Below are 15,648 nucleotides of genomic sequence, written 5' to 3'. Positions count from 1 at the left end.
GTCAGGTCTCCTCGATCAGAGTGATGAGGTCATAGGGGTCTTTGGGTGTCTTGCCTGCTTTCAGCGTGGCAACCGCACGCGTGATCTGGCGCTTGTGGGCACCGATCCATTCGTAAGCGGACTGATGCGTCGGGCGTGCCTCGTTCGGGAACTTGTCCATCAGGCATTCCGGCACAAAGGCGGCACCTTCGGGTGTTACCACATGATAGGCGTCGCGGGCCACGTCGCGGGTTCGGACGGTCAGGGCGTCGGTCATCGGTAGCAGACCTTTTTCGCCGCTTCGATCACCTCAGCTGTTGTCAAAAGCGCGTGTTTCTCGAGGTTGGCGGCATAGGGCATTGGCACGTCCTTGCCCGTCAGGTTCAGCACGGGCGCATCGAGGTAATCGAACGCGCGCTCCATGATCACCGCAGACAGATGGTTGCCGATGGCGCCCACGGGGAAGCCTTCTTCGACGGTGATGCAGCGGTTGGTTTTCTGAACGCTTGCGATCACCGTGTCATAATCGATGGGGCGCAGGGTGCGCAGGTCGATCACCTCGGCCTCGATCCCGTCTTTGGCAAGCTTTTCAGCGGCGTCCAGCGCGTAGGTCATGCCAATGCCAAAGCTTACGATGGTTACGTCCGACCCTTCGCGCCAGACACGGGCCTTGCCGAAGGGGACGGTGTAATCCTCGATCTCGGGCACTTCGAATGTCTTGCCGTAAAGAATTTCGTTTTCGAGGAAGATCACCGGGTTCGGATCGCGGATCGCTGTTTTCAGCAGCCCTTTGGCGTCGGAGGCCGAGTAGGGCATCACCACCTTCAGCCCCGGAATATGCGCGTACCAGGCAGCGTAGTCCTGAGAATGCTGGGCACCGACGCGGGCAGCCGCGCCATTCGGGCCACGGAACACCATCGGTGCGCCCATCTGACCGCCGGACATGTAGAGCGTCTTGGCAGCGGAATTGATAATTTGGTCAATGGCTTGCATGGCGAAGTTAAACGTCATGAACTCCACGATGGGCCGCAAGCCACCAAACGCGGCACCTACCGCGATACCGGTGAAGCCGTGTTCGGTGATCGGTGTGTCCATCACCCGGCGCGCGCCGAATTCGTCCAAGAGACCCTGACTGATCTTGTAGGCGCCTTGGTATTCGCCAACCTCTTCGCCCATGAGGAAAACGTCCTCATCCCGGCGCATTTCTTCGGCCATGGCATCGCGGAGCGCTTCACGCACTGTGGTTTGCTTGGTCTTGGTGCCTGCGGGCCACGGCGCTTCGGCCCTGGTGATAGCCTTCACCGGCTCAGGGTGAGACATGCCTGCTGCGGGCTGATCTTCGGAACTTTGCGCCTTGTCCGCTGGGGCGAGGGCTTGTGCCGGAGCTGCGGGGGCAGCATCGGACACGGTCTCTCCGTCCTCGACCAGCACGGCGATGGGCGTGTTGACGCGCACGCCCTCGGTGCCTTCGGGGATCAGGATCTTGCCGACGATCCCTTCGTCGACGGCTTCGAATTCCATCGTTGCCTTGTCGGTCTCGATCTCGGCCATGATGTCACCCGCCGAAACGGTGTCGCCTTCCTTGATCAGCCATTTGGCCAGCGTGCCTTCTTCCATGGTGGGCGAGAGGGCGGGCATGAGAACTTCGGTTGCCATCACACGGCCTCCTCTGCGTAGATATCTGTCCAGAGTTCATCGAGGCTCGGTTCCGGGCTTTCGCGGGCGAAATCGGCGCTGGCGTTGACGATGGCCTTGATCTCTTTGTCGATCGCCTTGAGATCATCCTCGGTCGCGTGGCCGCCCTGAAGCAGCATCTCGCGGACATGTTCAATGGCGTCGCGTTCCTCGCGCATCTTTTGCACCTCTTCGCGGGTGCGGTATTTGGCGGGATCCGACATCGAATGGCCGCGATAGCGGTAGGTTTTGATCTCGAGGATATACGGCCCCTTGCCGGACCGGCAGTGTTTGACCGCTTTGTCGCCCGCCGCCTTGACCGCCAGCACATCCATCCCGTCAACCGCTTCGCCGGGGATGCCAAACGCCTCGCCACGGGTGTGCAAGTCGGGGGTAGAGGTGGAGCGCTTTTGTGCGGTGCCCATGGCGTATTGATTGTTTTCGATGACGAAAATCACCGGCAAAGCCCACAGGGCTGCCATGTTGAAGGTCTCGTAGACCTGTCCCTGGTTCGCTGCGCCATCGCCGAAATAGGTAAACGTCACGCGGTCGGTGCCTTTGTATTTGTCGGCAAAGGCCAGACCCGCCCCCAGCGGCACCTGCGCACCGACGATGCCGTGGCCTCCGTAGAAATGCTTCTCTTTCGAGAACATGTGCATGGAGCCGCCTTTGCCCTTGGAATAGCCGCCTTCGCGGCCCGTCAATTCGGCCATGACGCCGTTCGGGTCCATACCGCAGGCCAGCATATGCCCGTGATCGCGGTAGGATGTGATGCGCTTGTCGCCCTCACTGGCGGCGGCTTCCAGCCCGACCACGACCGCTTCCTGACCGATATACAGGTGACAGAACCCGCCGATGAGTCCCATGCCATATAGCTGACCGGCTTTTTCCTCGAACCGACGGATCAGCAGCATGTCGCGGTAATAGGTTGTCAGTTCCTCTGCTGAGACATTCGGCAAGCTTGCTGCCTTGGCCGATGGTTTGCGTGCCGCCATGGGGCGCCTCCCTGCAAGAAGTTTAGCGTTAAACTTTTTTTCAAAGCCTACGATCAACGTTCCGGCAAAGGCAAGGGGCGATGTTTACGCGCTTTGAGGCGGATTGGGGCGATTCGGTCACTTTTCCACAAACTGGAATGCAAAGTGGCAAGACAATTGCAGGAGGTCAGTACGCACTGTTCAGGCGAACCGTACAATAACGGCTAAAATGGGGCGCATTTTAATAAACCTAGAGACATCTGGGCAAAAATGGGGAGAAATTATGGTTACCTGTTCACTCGGATGCCACAAATATGCCTGAAATCGCCGCATATGGATTTATGGGATCAGAGGCCTCCCAAGGCCTCTTTGGCGCAAATGTGCTCGCCACGCGCTCCAGCCTGGAGCAAGGGGGCGACTATGACCGCCTGATCGAAGAACTGGGTGTCGGATCATTCCGGTACCCGGGCGGATCGCTGACCGAACGCTATTTCGACATCACAGATCCAAACGCCTCGGTTGTGACAGATCGCGATACGGGGGAACTGCGCGAGTTTATCCCGCTGAACGAAGCGCTGGAATATGCTGGCGACGAGGGCCTGTCGGTCACCATCGTGATCCCGACCCGCAACGTGCTTTCCGAGACCACGGATGCCAACGGCGATCGCTTTGCTGCCATTGACGAAGATGCGCTACGCGGGTTTGTCCGTGACGTGGTGACAGGCGTGCATGGCGATGCCGAAATCGAAGCCTTCGAGCTGGGCAATGAATACTGGGGCAGCGGTCAGATGTCCTCTGTGGAATATGGGCGTCTGGCCAGTGAGATGGCAGTCATCGTCAACGATGAACTCAGCCTGCAAAACTCGGATGCCGAAATCATCGTGCAATCCGGCACCAATTTTGATTTCGCACGTCTTTCGAATGACTATAGCGCCGACATGTCGAGCGCAGACATCCTTGCCGATCTGAACGTGACCTATGATCTGAGCCTTGGTGAAGACAGCCTCTATAGCTCGGGCGCGATCAATTGGACCCATGTGGCCAATGAAATGATCCTGTCCGAATTCGATACCGAGGCAGAGCGCGCAGCGGTCGATCAGGTTGCCGTGCATGTCTATTCGCGCGGCCAGGTAAATGAGGGCCAGCGCACGTTCTTCCTCAATAACACCGACGAGACATGGGGCGAACAGATCCCCGATGCGCAGATCGCGGTGACCGAATGGAACACCGCAGGCAATACCGACAGCCTTGACCGGTCCAGTGATTATGGCCTCTTCCAGTCGCATGAGATGATCAACATCATGGAAGAGTTCATGCGCTATGACGTCGAACAGGCGCATGTGTGGCCGTTGATCCAGAACACCCCCAACACGCTGAGTGTCGATGACGGGCAGGCCGACCTGACGCCCGGTGGCGCGATGTTCAACATGATGCAAGACGCAATGCCGGGAAAGGTCGCGCTTGATCTGACGCCGGAGTCCGGAGCCGCTACCGAGGTTCAGGAAGATGGCATCTCGTTGCACGGCTTCTGGGAACCGAATGAGCTTTTGTTCTACATTGCGGCAACCGGTGAAGACGGAGCGGATACAGAGGTCGACTTCTCTGGGCTCGTGACTGATGCAGGTCGGGTCGAAATCTCGGTTCTGGGTGTCGCCGATGGCGCGCCGATCGGGAACAGCAGCTCGGATGCGGTTGTTGAAGACATTGATCCCGCGCTGTTTCTGGATGGCACAACGCTTTCGGTGCAGATGGATCAGGGCGAGGTCATGCAGGTTCGCATGTTCGGCTTCACCCCGTCGCAGGATTTTCAGGACGTCATCTCGGACGAAGCGCCTGATGCGCTGCCAGACCCGATGATCGACGACTTTACCGATCAAACTGCGCCGGTTGAAACTGCGCCGGTCGAGACAGCACCTGTTGAAGAAGCGCCAGTTGAAACCACACCGGTCGAGGCAGCCGTTGTTGAAGACGCGCCGGTTGAGGACGCACTGATCGAAGCTGCGCCGGAACCTGCCGGCATCGACTTCCCGACCTTGGCTGCAACGTCGGGTGTCGAAGAAACATTGGCCTTCGAAGACGCGCGCGCCGCCGAGGACAGTGATACAGACGAGGGCGACGACGATTCAGGCGGCGTGGCCGACCTGATGATGTTCCTGCCGTTTCTCGGCATTCTTGCAATGTTCATGTAGTCCAAAGCGCGGGACCGCTTTGGTCCCGCGGACTTATCGCACAACAATTTCGTCTGTGCGGATCATGCCCAGCATATCGCGGGCGCGCTCATCCAGAAGATCAAGATCAAGATATGTGTCCGACAGGCGGCGGGTGAGGTTCTCCATCCGCGCCAGTTCGATTTTCAGTTCCTGAAGTTCTGCATCCAAAGTGCGGGTTTCGACGACGATTTCCGCACGGCGGAACACGCCGTAGTCGCCCTGCACGGCGGCAAAGATGAAATAGGCGCCCACGCAGAACGACCCTGCGAAAAACACAAGTCCTCCAAGAGCCGGTCGTGTGCGGTGTTGCGTCATCATCTGCCTCTGATCGCACCTCTTGCCGGGCGCGTGCGGGAACCATTGCACAGGGGAAACCGCGAGGGAATTCCCCGTGCTGTAAAAATGCGCGGCAAGCGGCCCAGTGTTGCTTTCCGGACTCGCCCATGGGCGGGGGTCAGCCCAATGCGGCGACACCTGGCAGCGTTTTGCCTTCCATCCATTCCAGGAAAGCACCGCCAGCAGTTGAAATATAAGTAAAGCTTTCCGACGCATCCGCCTTGTTGAGCGCTGCCACCGTGTCACCGCCACCCGCGACCGAGATCAGCTTGCCTGACCGGCTGAGACCCGCGGCATAAGCCGCCGCTGCATTGGTCGCCGCATCGAAGGGCGGGATTTCGAACGCGCCAAGCGGGCCATTCCAGATCAGCGTTTTCGCACGATCAAAAGCCTGACAGATATGTGCCACGCTGTCCGGACCCGCATCGAGGATCATTGCGTCGGCCGGGCAGTCTTCGGCTTTGACGGTTTCCGAGTCCGCGCCCGCCTTGAATTCACGCGCGACCACAACGTCACGCGGCAAGAGCAGTTCGCAGCCCGTGGTCGTGGCCTTTTCAGCGATCGCGCGGGCGGTGTCAGCCAGATCGTGTTCACACAGCGATTTGCCCACATCGACGCCCTGTGCTGCGAGAAAGGTATTGGCCATGCCGCCGCCGATCACAAGGATGTCCACCTTCTCAACAAGGTTGGACAACAGGTCGAGCTTGGTCGACACTTTCGCACCACCCACAACAGCCACCACCGGGCGCTGCGGATTGCTGAGTGCTGCTTCGAGCGCGCGCAATTCCGCCGCCATCAGGCGACCGGCACACGAAGGTAGAAGATGCGCAACACCTGTGGTCGACGCATGGGCGCGGTGCGCGGCGGAAAACGCGTCGTTGCAGAAGATATCACCCAGTGAGGCAAGGAATTCCGCCATTTTGGGATCGTTCGCTTCTTCCATCGGGGTGAACCGCGTGTTTTCGATCAACACCACCGCATCGGCGGGTAGGGCATCGATCTGGTCACGCGACGGTTGCTCGATAAAAGTCACACTGCGCCCCAGTGCTTTTTCCAACGCAGGCTGCACCAGACGCAGGCTCATCTCGGCATTTGGCTTGCCTTTGGGACGCCCGAAATGCGCCAGCAGGATCGGCGTGCCGCCCTTGGTCAGGATATCCGTGATGGTCGGCACGATCCGGGTGATGCGCGTGGCATCTGTCACCTGACCGTTGTCCACCGGCACGTTGATATCCACCCGCGTCAGCACGCGTTTGCCAGCAAGGTCCATGTCGTCGAGCGTTTTCCAGGCCATTTGCCCCTCCTGATCTGAGTCCGCCCCGTGATGGCGATGTGCAACGCTGACGTCAATGCGGTCCTTGGCAATCTGGCAGTCGCGCTTTAAGTCTTGCCACAACATTACATCTGAAGGAGCACGGCATGGCCGAGATCAAAGACCCCGAGAACACCATCCTGATCGAATTGAAGGATGGCACCGTCACCATCGAATTGTTGGCGGACGTTGCGCCGAAACATGCAGAACGCATGAAGGAACTGGCGCGGTCGGGTGCCTATGACAACGTGTGTTTTCACCGGGTGATCGACGGCTTCATGGCACAGACTGGCGATGTCGAACACGGCGACATGGAAGACGGCTTCAACCTGCGCCGGGCGGGCACAGGTGGCTCTGACCTGCCGGATTTGCCCGCGGAATTTTCCAAACTGCCGCATGACCGTGGCACGCTGGGCGCAGCCCGTTCGCAGAACCCGAATTCGGCCAATTCGCAGTTCTTCATCAACTTTTCCGACAATCACTTCCTCAATGGTCAGTACACTGTCTACGGTCGCGTCGTTTCCGGTATGGAGCATGTCGACGCGATCACCCGTGGCGAGCCGCCCGCGACCCCGGATCGCATGATTTCCGTTAAGGTGGCCGCAGATGCGTAAGCTGGCGATTGCCTTTTCCCTGCTGGCGTCGCCGGCGTTGGCGACCGGGTTGCAGATCGAAGTGGCGGGTGAGGCCAATGGCACCGTAACCATCGACCTGTTCGAAGACGTGGCACCGCAGCACGTGGCGCAGATCACAGCACTTGCGGAAGAGGGCGCCTATGACGGCATCGTCTTTCACCGTGTGATCGACGGCTTCATGGCGCAAACCGGGGATGTCGAGTTCGGCAAGATCGATGGTGGCGACATGCGCATGGCGGGTCGTGGTGGTTCTGACCGTCCAGACCTCCCGGCCGAGTTTTCGGACTTGCCGTTCGACCGGGGTGTTGTTGGCATGGCGCGCTCGCAAAGCCCGAATTCGGCCAATTCGCAGTTCTTCATCATGTTTCAGGAAGGGTATTTCCTGAACGGTCAGTACACGGTGGTTGGCACGGTGACGGACGGCATGGATGTGGTTGACGCCATCAAACGTGGCGAAGGTCGCAATGGTGAAGTGATGGGTCCGCCCGACGTCATGGCGGATGTGACCGTCATAGACTGAGTTTGATGTGCGTGGCCCTTCGGGGCCACGCGCAGGTTCTGCCGCCACCGCCTTTGGGCGGCATCGGCAATTGGTGCGGTTTGCAAAGTTTTGCCCCTCATTTTGCGTAGGGAAGGTTTGCAAACGCGCTTTTGCATATTTGCAAAAAGAAGAAGCAACGGGTCGCGCGCTGTCACAGCTGCGTGTGGCAGGCTGTGCACGAGGCCTCATTTGCGGCAAGCTGATCGCAGATGGGGAGTATTTCGATGCGTATACCGGTTTTGTCGTTTTTGATTACTGTCTTGATTGCCGCGTCCGCGATGGCCAGTCCGGAGTTCTGGCGGCATGAATGGTCGCAGACCAATTTCGAAAAGAGCAGCGTGCCCAATTGGGTCGAGATCCTCTCGGGGGGACCACCCAAGGACGGGATTCCCGCGCTCAGTGATCCGACCTTTGTGCGTGCCTCGGGCAAGACCGGAATTGACCCGACCGAACCGGTCATCACGCTTGAGTTGGGCGGGCAGGCGCGGGCCTATCCGATCCGGTATCTGACGTGGCATGAAATCGTGAATGACGTGGTCGGCGGCGTGCCTGTCGCAGTGACGTTTTGCCCGCTCTGCAATTCGGCACTGACCTTTGATCGGCGGGTGAATGGCCGGGTGCTGAGTTTTGGCGTGTCGGGCAAGCTGCGCAATTCTGATATGATCATGTATGATCGCGAAACCGAAAGCTGGTGGCAGCAGGCGATTGGCGAAGCCATCGTTGGTGACCTGACCGGGGCTGAGTTGGACACTTTGCCCAGTTGGATGGAAAGCTGGGCCGAGTTTGTGGCGCGCCACCCGGAGGGGTTTGTCATGGCAGAGCCGGGCTACAATCGCGATTACGGACGCAATCCGTATCAGGGCTATGACAGTTCGACCCGCCCCTTTCTCTATTCAGGAGAGATGCCGCCGCATGGCATCGACGCCTTGGCGCGGGTGGTGCGCGTGGGTGACCGTGCCTGGCCGATGGAGCGTTTGGCCCGTGCGGGAGAGGTACGCGAAGCGGGGGTGGTGATCTCGTGGCGGGCGGGACAGGCCTCGGCCTTGGATACCGCGCAGATCGGTCGTGGCCGCGATGTTGGGTCGATAAGGGTGCGCGACGGGCAGGGGCGGGATCTGCCGCATGATGTGATGTTCGCCTTTGCCTATCACGCGTTTTGGCCAGACGGGGACTGGATGCTGGGGAACTAGACCGGCGCGCCGCGCCGGCCCAGTGTTAGCCGAGTTTCACCAGCGCGTGGCGTTTCTTGCCGGCACTAAGCTTGATCGGGTTTGACAGGGCGCTTGCGTCGATCATCAGCCCCGCGTCGGTGAGCGGTTGATCGTCGATTTTTGCACCATTCTCGGCGATCAGGCGCTTGGCCTCTTTGCCGGTTTTCGCAAGACCTGACCGGACGATCAACTGCACAATCGAGATACCGTCTCTGACCTCGTCCGAGGTGAGGGCGATTGTCGGAAGGTCATCGCCCACACCGCCCTTTTCGAACACTTCGCGCGCGGTCGCTTCGGCTGTCGCTGCGGCCTCGGCCCCGTGGCACAGGGCTGTGACCTCGTTGGCGAGTACGATCTTAGCGTCATTGATTTCGGACCCTTCGAGCGCGCCAAGGCGATCGCATTCCTCGATCGGCAGCTCGGTATAGAGCTTGAGGAAGCGGCCGACATCGGCGTCGGTGGTGTTGCGCCAGAACTGCCAGAACTCATAAGGTGACAGCATGTCGGCATTGAGCCACATCGCGCCGCCCTGGCTTTTGCCCATCTTCTTGCCGTCGCTGGTGGTCAAAAGCGGCGAGGTGAGGCCGTAGATCTCGTGATCCAGCACGCGGCGGGTCAGGTCAATGCCGTTGACGATATTGCCCCACTGGTCCGATCCGCCCATCTGTAGAAGACAGCCGTAGCGGCGGTTCAATTCAAGGAAGTCGTAGGCCTGCAGGATCATGTAGTTGAATTCGAGAAAGCTGAGGCTTTGTTCGCGGTCGAGGCGCGATTTCACGGATTCGAACGACAGCATGCGGTTGACGCTGAAATGCCGTCCGATGTCGCGCAGGAAATCGAGGTAGTTCAGCTGATCCAACCATTCGGCATTGTTGAGCATGATGGCATCGGTCGCACCGTCGCCATAGGTCAGGTACTTGGCAAAGACCTGCTTCATGCCGTCGATATTGTCGTCGATCTGGGCAGGCGTCAGCAGCGGGCGCTCATCGGCGCGAAAGCTGGGATCCCCCACCTTGGTGGTGCCGCCGCCCATCAGGGTGATCGGCTTGTGCCCGGTCTTTTGCAGCCAGCGCAACATCATGATGTTCAGCAGATGTCCCACATGCAGCGATTTCGCGGTGGCATCATAGCCGATATAGGTTGGAACCACCCCAGCGATCAGTGCCTCATCAAGGCCTTGATAATCGGTGCAATCGGCCAGAAAGCCACGCTCCATCATGACGCGCATGAAGTCCGATTTGGGATGGTAGGTCATGGGGTTGCCTCGTTATAGAATAATGAGGGCAGCTATACGCAGGGCAGGGGAAAAGGTGAAGGGCAAGTTGGCAGATCCGATCTGGGCCTTGGGCGCGATGTCGGGCACATCTCTGGACGGGGTCGATGCGGCGCTGGTCCTGACCGACGGTGTGACGATTTCCGAGTTTGGCGCGTCGGGGTATCGGGGCTACTCGGACGCGGAACAGGCGGTGCTGCGCGCGGCCCTTGGCAAGTGGCCGGGGGATGATCTTGCAGAGGCTGCCGAGGTTGTATTTCGGTCCCATTTTGCGGCGTTGCAAGGTTTTGAGGCTGACGTGATCGGCTTTCACGGCCAGACCCTCGCGCATGAGCCGCAGGGGCGCGGCACACACCAGTTGGGTGATGGCGCGGCATTGGGGGAAGCTTTGGGGCGTTCGGTGGTCTGGGATTTCCGATCGAACGACGTGGAGTTGGGGGGCGAAGGCGCACCTCTTGCACCGTTCTTTCACTGGGCTTGTGCGAAATGGATCGGGGCGGATGCGCCATTGGCATTCCTGAACCTGGGCGGTGTTGGGAACCTCACTTGGGTCGATCCTTTGTCGACCGCACCTGAAGGCGAGGGCGCATTACTGGCCTTCGACACCGGCCCGGCCAACGCGCCGATCAACGATCTGATGATGGAGCGGCGCGGCGTTGCCTTCGACAAAGACGGCACTTTGGCCGCGCAAGGACAGGTGGTGGACGGCGCTTTGGAGTTGTTCCTCGAGGAAGGGTATTTCCGAAAAATGCCGCCCAAGTCTCTGGATCGAAACGACTTCTCCCTCATGCTTGATCTTGTTCGTGAATTGGACGACGCCGATGCGGCGGCCACCATGACGGCCATGGCGGCGGCGGCTGTGATGCAGGGGATGGAGCATTGTCCGGTCGCGCCGCAACGTGTCTTGGTCACCGGAGGTGGGCGGCACAATCCGGTGATGATGGCGATGCTGACGTCTGCTCTGGATTGCCCTGTGCGGCCCGTTGAGGCGGTTGGGCTGAACGGAGACATGCTCGAGGCGCAGGCTTTCGCCTACCTCGCGGTCCGCGTGATGCGCGGGTTGCCGACCTCGGCTCCGGGCACCACGGGCGTGCGCGCGCCCGTCGGCGGTGGTCAGATTTCGCGAGTGTGATCAGGTGAGCGCCTGCGGCGCACAGGTTTATGCTTTCTGCGCCTTCGGCGCATCAAGCGGTTGGGGCGCTGCCCCAAACCCCGAGGTATTTGTGGCCCAAAGAAATCCACAATAAACCAAATCGCCCGCCACGTGCATGACGTGACGGGCGGTGAAGCAATCTGAATGATCAGAGGCTTCTTCGGGCACGGTCATCGGCGCCTCCGCCTGTACCGCGCTTACTGGGTAGCGCTCTATCGTTAATAGATCGTTTCTTTGGGCTAAAAATATCTCGGGGAGCGCGAGGGGCTGGCCCCTCGCAGGTCCTACGGTTCAGCCGCCGGTATGGCTCATATGGCGCGAGACCCGGCCATCCACGGTCTGACGGGAATAGTCGAAATCATGCCCCTTGGGTTTCAGCGCGATCGCGTCGCGGATCGCCTGTTCCAGCGGGGCGTCGCTGCTTGGGTGGTTGCGCAGGGCCGAGCGCAGGTCGGCATTGTCTTCTTGGCCCAAGCACATGAACAGCTCTCCGGTGCATGTCAGGCGCACGCGGTTGCAGCTTTCGCAGAAATTATGCGTGAGCGGTGTGATGAAGCCGATCTTCTGGCCTGTTTCCTCGACCCGGACATAGCGGGCGGGGCCGCCCGTGCGTTCGGGCAGGTCGGTCAGGGTGAACTGTTTGCGCAGCTCGTCCCGCAGGTCGCTGAGTTTCCAATACTGGCCGAGACGGTCCTCGTTGCCGATATCGCCCATCGGCATCACTTCGATGAAGGTGAGGTCCATGTCGCGGTTGTGGCACCATTCGGTGAGGGTGAAGAGCTCGTCCTCGTTGAAGCCTTTGAGCGCCACAGTGTTTATCTTGACCCGCATCCCGGCTTTCTGCGCGGCGTCAATCCCCTTGATGACTTGCGGCAGACGGCCCCAGCGGGTGATATCGGCGAATTTCTGGTCGTCCAGCGTGTCGAGCGAGATGTTGATGCGGCGGACGCCAGCAGCGTAGAGATCATCTGCGAAACGGTCGAGCTGCGAGCCATTGGTGGTCAGCGTGAGTTCCTTGAGTGTGCCAGCTTCGAGGTGGCGCGTCATCGACCGGAAGAAGGTCATGATATCCCGACGAACAAGTGGTTCGCCGCCGGTGATCCGCAGTTTTTCGACTCCCAAGCCAATGAAGGTCGAACACATACGATCCAGCTCTTCCAGCGTGAGCAGTTCCTTCTTGGGCAGGAAGGTCATGTTTTCCGACATGCAGTAGACGCAACGGAAATCGCAGCGGTCGGTGACGGAGACGCGCAGATAGGTGATCGCGCGCTGGAAGGGGTCAATAAGCGGTGTCATGCTTGCGAGCCTAGCCTTTCGTCGGAGAGTGAGCAAGTATGGTGCAACACTGAAATGCAAGACGAAGGTCGGAGGCTCTGATGCGAAAGACGGTTGGAATTCTGGGGCTTTGCGGGATTCTGGCGGGCTGCGGTCAAGTTGGGCTTTTGCCATCCGCAAACCCGACACAAAGCGAGGGGCAAACCCGACCGCAATCGCGCCCCGATGCCCTGCAGACAGAGGTACGTCTGCCTCCGACAAATGCGCGTACGGTGGATGAGTTTGACACCACAACCGCCGAGGAACGGGCTGCGGCAGTGGCCCCTACAGCTGCAAGTGCGGAACAGGCTTTGGGGAGCACCGTTGTGTCCTTAGGCAGCCCCGCGCAGCCGGGTTTCTGGCTTGAGACATCGCTTGTGTCTGCGCCCGCCAAGGGCCGCGTTCTGTATCCCGCCACCGGCGAATCCGTTCAGGTCGATCTGATCCCGATCGACGGGGGGGGGAGTCGTTTGTCGCTGCCTGCGATGCGCCTGATTGGTGTGCCTCTGACCGATCTGGCAGAGGTGCAGGTGTTTTCAGGCGGGTAAGTGCCGCGAGGCTTCTTTGCGCGCGAAGGATTTCATCTGGTCGCCATAGGTCGCCAGAAACGCACGGGTGCGGTCTGGGTCGTGTTTGGACAGATCGCGCAGCCACCATGCGACCGCTTTCTGGATGAACCAGTCGGGATCGGTCACATAAGTCGAAGCCCAGCCTAGGATTCGGTCCCGTGCGAGGGTTTCGGCCTGCGTGGGGTGATTCTGCTTGGTCCAGGGCAGGGTAATGACCAGCGCCGCGCGTCTGCTCCACATATGATCGCTTGTGATCCAGGTTTCGACCACATCCAGACGTGTGGGGTCTGCCGTCAGGCGACGTTGACCGGCCATGCAGGCATGATCCGCGATCGCCCAGCTGTCGAAATCGGGCACCCACGAGGTGATGAGATCCCATGCGCTTTCGTCAGAGGGTTTGATCCGTGCCTGCGTCAGCAGTTTGGCTGCGGCGACGCGGGCCTCGAAAATGTTGGTCTGCCAAAGATCGTGCGCAAGCATGAGGCGGGTTTCGAGGTCCATCGCCTGACGCCACTCGCGGACCAGCATGTCCGTATTGGGATTGGCGACGCCCAGATATGGGCGGTCGACCTTGTGGTAGGCAGCCATTTGTTCTGCACGCCCCGGCTCTGCCTTGGCGCGCAGTTCGGCCAGTGCATCGTCCAGCGTCATTCGACTGTGACGGATTTTGCAAGATTGCGTGGTTGGTCCACATCGGTGCCTTTGGCGATTGCCGCGTGATAGGCGATTAGCTGCGCGGGCAGGGCATAAAGCAGGGGTGACAGGATTGGGTCCACTGCAGGAAGGATCACGGTGCGCCAAACATCAGCACCCGCAGCTTCTGCCCCGGCGGCATCTGTGATCAGGCAGACTTTGCCACCGCGTGCCATGACTTCTTGCATGTTCGACACGGTTTTTTCAAACAGCGCGTCGCGCGGTGCCATGACAATCACCGGGACGTTCTTGTCAATCAGGGCGATGGGGCCGTGCTTGAGTTCACCTGATGCGTAAGCTTCGGCGTGTATGTAGCTGATTTCCTTTAATTTAAGCGCTCCTTCCAGCGCGAGTGGATACATCAATCCCCGGCCAAGAAACAGCACATCCCGCGCTTCGGCAATCTTGTGAGCAGCGTCCGCCATTGTCGGGTCGCGGTCAAGCGCGACATTGAACAGGCCGGGCAGTGCGCGCAATTCCCCTAGCTTGTCGGCGAGTTCATCGTGGGACATCACCCCCCGTTGCACGGCGGCGTGCAGCGCGAGTAAGAGCAGCGTGTTGAGCTGGCAGGTGAACGCCTTGGTGGAGGCGACGCCAACTTCGACACCCGCATGGATCGGCAGGGCCACATCGCTTTCTCGCGCGATGGAGCTTTCGGCCACGTTGACCACCGAGACGATGCTGTCGGCCTTGCCCTTGCAGTAGCGGAGCGCGGCCAGCGTATCGGCGGTTTCGCCGGATTGGGACACGAACAAGGCCACAGTGCGCGCTGTGATCGGGGGTTCGCGGTAACGGAATTCGGAGGCGATATCGACCTCGACCGGCAGTTGTGCCAATTGTTCGAACCAGTATTTCGCCGTCAGACACGCGTAGAAGGCGGTGCCACAGGCCACCATGGTGAGCCGGTCGATCTTGGCGAAATCGGGCAGGGTGTCAGGCAGGACAATGGTGTTGCCATCAAGGTAGGCGCGCAGGGCATCTGCCAGAACGGTGGGCTGTTCGGCGATTTCCTTGGCCATGAAGTGCTTGTATCCGGCCTTGTCGACGCGGGTGGCATCGGTGTTGATGGTCCGGCTTTCGCGCATCACGCGCGCACCGCTTTCATCAAAGATATCAACGGTCTGGCGGGTCAGTACGGCGCAGTCACCTTCTTCGAGGTAGGTGATTGTGTCGGTCATGGGGGCCAGCGCAATGGCATCCGATCCGACAAACATCTCGCCGTCGCCATGTCCGATGGCCAGAGGGCTGCCTTTGCGGGCGGCTACAATCAAATCGTCTTCGCCATCGAACAGGAACGCCAGCGCGAACGCCCCTTCCAGTCGTGCAAGGCACGCGCGGGCTGCGTCCACATGGGTCATGCCCTGCTGGATGTAGTGGTGCGTCAGCAGCGCGACGGTTTCGGTGTCGGTATCGGTCTGCGGCGTGATCTGGTGTTCGGCCAGTTCTGCGCGCAGGTCTTTGTAATTCTCGATGATTCCGTTGTGGACAACAGCCACCGGGCCAGACTGGTGCGGATGGGCGTTACGGGTGTTGGGTTCGCCATGGGTGGCCCAACGGGTGTGGCCTATGCCGGACTTTCCCGGCAGGGGATCGTGCACCAATAGGTCTGACAGGTTCACCAGCTTGCCAACAGCGCGGCGGCGATCCAGAGCGCCATTGTTGACCGTGGCGATCCCTGCGCTGTCATAGCCGCGATATTCGAGCCGTTTGAGGGCTTCGACCAAAAGCGGGGCGGCTTCATGCTGACCCAGTACACCAACGATCCCACACATAA

The 15,648-nt window shown here is 59.9% G+C and carries 15 protein-coding genes; 6 read left to right on the top strand and 9 right to left on the bottom strand.

Annotation, left to right across the window (positions count from 1 at the left end; genetic code table 11):
• Position 1 precedes the first annotated feature (1 nt).
• The 3 genes from MCRY_RS10725 to pdhA are packed head-to-tail and all read right to left on the bottom strand — an operon-like array spanning position 2 to position 2,648.
• A complete protein-coding gene (locus tag MCRY_RS10725; RefSeq protein WP_085629646.1) occupies positions 2-256 on the bottom strand; it encodes a hypothetical protein in 255 nt (84 codons plus the stop codon).
• Entirely contained in the window at positions 253-1,635 is a 1,383-nt protein-coding gene (locus MCRY_RS10720) for a pyruvate dehydrogenase complex E1 component subunit beta (RefSeq protein ID WP_085629644.1), read from the bottom strand. Before MCRY_RS10720 ends, MCRY_RS10725 begins: the two co-directional genes overlap by 4 nt.
• Entirely contained in the window at positions 1,635-2,648 is a 1,014-nt protein-coding gene (pdhA, locus tag MCRY_RS10715) for a pyruvate dehydrogenase (acetyl-transferring) E1 component subunit alpha (RefSeq protein ID WP_085629642.1), read from the bottom strand. The genes MCRY_RS10720 and pdhA overlap by 1 nt, the downstream gene beginning before the upstream one ends.
• A gap of 293 nt (positions 2,649-2,941) precedes the next feature.
• On the opposite strand from pdhA, the gene MCRY_RS23230 reads away from it, so the two are divergent.
• Complete coding sequence (locus MCRY_RS23230; RefSeq protein WP_085629640.1) at positions 2,942-4,816, top strand: hypothetical protein; 1,875 nt, start codon at positions 2,942-2,944, stop codon at positions 4,814-4,816.
• Positions 4,817-4,849: 33 nt separating this feature from the next.
• Here the strand turns inward: MCRY_RS23230 and MCRY_RS10705 are convergent, their stop codons facing one another.
• Together MCRY_RS10705 and MCRY_RS10700 are read right to left on the bottom strand one after the other, a co-directional pair.
• Positions 4,850-5,152 (bottom strand): FtsB family cell division protein, encoded by a 303-nt coding sequence (locus tag MCRY_RS10705; protein ID WP_085629859.1) that lies wholly within the window; start codon positions 5,150-5,152, stop codon positions 4,850-4,852.
• 139 nt (positions 5,153-5,291) lie between these two features.
• Positions 5,292-6,467 (bottom strand): phosphoglycerate kinase, encoded by a 1,176-nt coding sequence (locus tag MCRY_RS10700; protein ID WP_085629638.1) that lies wholly within the window; start codon positions 6,465-6,467, stop codon positions 5,292-5,294.
• A gap of 125 nt (positions 6,468-6,592) precedes the next feature.
• Between MCRY_RS10700 and MCRY_RS10695 the strand changes: the two genes are divergently transcribed.
• From MCRY_RS10695 to MCRY_RS10685, 3 genes are all read left to right on the top strand, one after another.
• Complete coding sequence (locus MCRY_RS10695; RefSeq protein WP_085629636.1) at positions 6,593-7,099, top strand: peptidylprolyl isomerase; 507 nt, start codon at positions 6,593-6,595, stop codon at positions 7,097-7,099.
• Positions 7,092-7,640 (top strand): peptidylprolyl isomerase, encoded by a 549-nt coding sequence (locus MCRY_RS10690; protein ID WP_085629634.1) that lies wholly within the window; start codon positions 7,092-7,094, stop codon positions 7,638-7,640. Before MCRY_RS10695 ends, MCRY_RS10690 begins: the two co-directional genes overlap by 8 nt.
• Before the next feature lie 245 nt (positions 7,641-7,885).
• Positions 7,886-8,851, top strand: a complete 966-nt coding sequence (locus tag MCRY_RS10685) for a DUF3179 domain-containing protein (protein WP_085629632.1) — start codon at positions 7,886-7,888, stop codon at positions 8,849-8,851.
• 25 nt (positions 8,852-8,876) lie between these two features.
• On the opposite strand, the gene tyrS is transcribed toward MCRY_RS10685, so the two are convergent.
• Positions 8,877-10,127 (bottom strand): tyrosine--tRNA ligase, encoded by a 1,251-nt coding sequence (gene tyrS / locus MCRY_RS10680; protein WP_085629630.1) that lies wholly within the window; start codon positions 10,125-10,127, stop codon positions 8,877-8,879.
• Between the two features lie 22 nt (positions 10,128-10,149).
• Between tyrS and MCRY_RS10675 the strand changes: the two genes are divergently transcribed.
• Complete coding sequence (locus MCRY_RS10675; RefSeq protein ID WP_085629628.1) at positions 10,150-11,277, top strand: anhydro-N-acetylmuramic acid kinase; 1,128 nt, start codon at positions 10,150-10,152, stop codon at positions 11,275-11,277.
• 312 nt (positions 11,278-11,589) lie between these two features.
• Here MCRY_RS10675 and moaA read toward each other — a convergent pair whose 3' ends face one another.
• Entirely contained in the window at positions 11,590-12,594 is a 1,005-nt protein-coding gene (gene moaA / locus MCRY_RS10670) for a GTP 3',8-cyclase MoaA (protein ID WP_085629626.1), read from the bottom strand.
• 80 nt (positions 12,595-12,674) lie between these two features.
• Here moaA and MCRY_RS10665 point away from each other — a divergent pair, with 80 nt between their 5' ends.
• Positions 12,675-13,160 (top strand): hypothetical protein, encoded by a 486-nt coding sequence (locus tag MCRY_RS10665; RefSeq protein WP_085629624.1) that lies wholly within the window; start codon positions 12,675-12,677, stop codon positions 13,158-13,160.
• Here the strand turns inward: MCRY_RS10665 and MCRY_RS10660 are convergent.
• Both MCRY_RS10660 and glmS read right to left on the bottom strand, forming a co-directional pair.
• On the bottom strand, positions 13,149-13,832 hold the full coding sequence (locus tag MCRY_RS10660) for a DNA alkylation repair protein (RefSeq protein ID WP_085629622.1): 684 nt from the start codon (positions 13,830-13,832) through the stop codon (positions 13,149-13,151). The two genes, MCRY_RS10665 and MCRY_RS10660, sit on opposite strands and share 12 nt — an antisense overlap.
• On the bottom strand, positions 13,829-15,646 hold the full coding sequence (glmS, locus tag MCRY_RS10655; protein WP_085629620.1) for a glutamine--fructose-6-phosphate transaminase (isomerizing): 1,818 nt from the start codon (positions 15,644-15,646) through the stop codon (positions 13,829-13,831). Before glmS ends, MCRY_RS10660 begins: the two co-directional genes overlap by 4 nt.
• Between the last annotated feature and the right edge of the window lie 2 nt (positions 15,647-15,648).

Source organism: Marivita cryptomonadis (genome assembly GCF_002115725.1).
Taxonomy (GTDB): Bacteria; Pseudomonadota; Alphaproteobacteria; order Rhodobacterales; family Rhodobacteraceae; genus Marivita; species Marivita cryptomonadis.
Note: the sequence above shows the minus strand (reverse complement) of the source record. Positions and strands in the feature narration are given on the sequence as shown.

Bases quoted from the DNA above. Each gene is read 5' to 3' on its own strand.
- MCRY_RS10725 (WP_085629646.1), bottom strand. From the start codon at position 256: ATGACCGACGCCCTGACCGTCCGAACCCGCGACGTGGCCCGCGACGCC.
- MCRY_RS10720 (WP_085629644.1), bottom strand. From the start codon at position 1,635: ATGGCAACCGAAGTTCTCATGCCCGCCCTCTCGCCCACCATGGAAGAA.
- pdhA (WP_085629642.1), bottom strand. From the start codon at position 2,648: ATGGCGGCACGCAAACCATCGGCCAAGGCAGCAAGCTTGCCGAATGTC.
- MCRY_RS23230 (WP_085629640.1), top strand. From the start codon at position 2,942: ATGCCTGAAATCGCCGCATATGGATTTATGGGATCAGAGGCCTCCCAA.
- MCRY_RS10705 (WP_085629859.1), bottom strand. From the start codon at position 5,152: ATGACGCAACACCGCACACGACCGGCTCTTGGAGGACTTGTGTTTTTC.
- MCRY_RS10700 (WP_085629638.1), bottom strand. From the start codon at position 6,467: ATGGCCTGGAAAACGCTCGACGACATGGACCTTGCTGGCAAACGCGTG.
- MCRY_RS10695 (WP_085629636.1), top strand. From the start codon at position 6,593: ATGGCCGAGATCAAAGACCCCGAGAACACCATCCTGATCGAATTGAAG.
- MCRY_RS10690 (WP_085629634.1), top strand. From the start codon at position 7,092: ATGCGTAAGCTGGCGATTGCCTTTTCCCTGCTGGCGTCGCCGGCGTTG.
- MCRY_RS10685 (WP_085629632.1), top strand. From the start codon at position 7,886: ATGCGTATACCGGTTTTGTCGTTTTTGATTACTGTCTTGATTGCCGCG.
- tyrS (WP_085629630.1), bottom strand. From the start codon at position 10,127: ATGACCTACCATCCCAAATCGGACTTCATGCGCGTCATGATGGAGCGT.
- MCRY_RS10675 (WP_085629628.1), top strand. From the start codon at position 10,150: ATGAGGGCAGCTATACGCAGGGCAGGGGAAAAGGTGAAGGGCAAGTTG.
- moaA (WP_085629626.1), bottom strand. From the start codon at position 12,594: ATGACACCGCTTATTGACCCCTTCCAGCGCGCGATCACCTATCTGCGC.
- MCRY_RS10665 (WP_085629624.1), top strand. From the start codon at position 12,675: ATGCGAAAGACGGTTGGAATTCTGGGGCTTTGCGGGATTCTGGCGGGC.
- MCRY_RS10660 (WP_085629622.1), bottom strand. From the start codon at position 13,832: ATGACGCTGGACGATGCACTGGCCGAACTGCGCGCCAAGGCAGAGCCG.
- glmS (WP_085629620.1), bottom strand. From the start codon at position 15,646: ATGTGTGGGATCGTTGGTGTACTGGGTCAGCATGAAGCCGCCCCGCTT.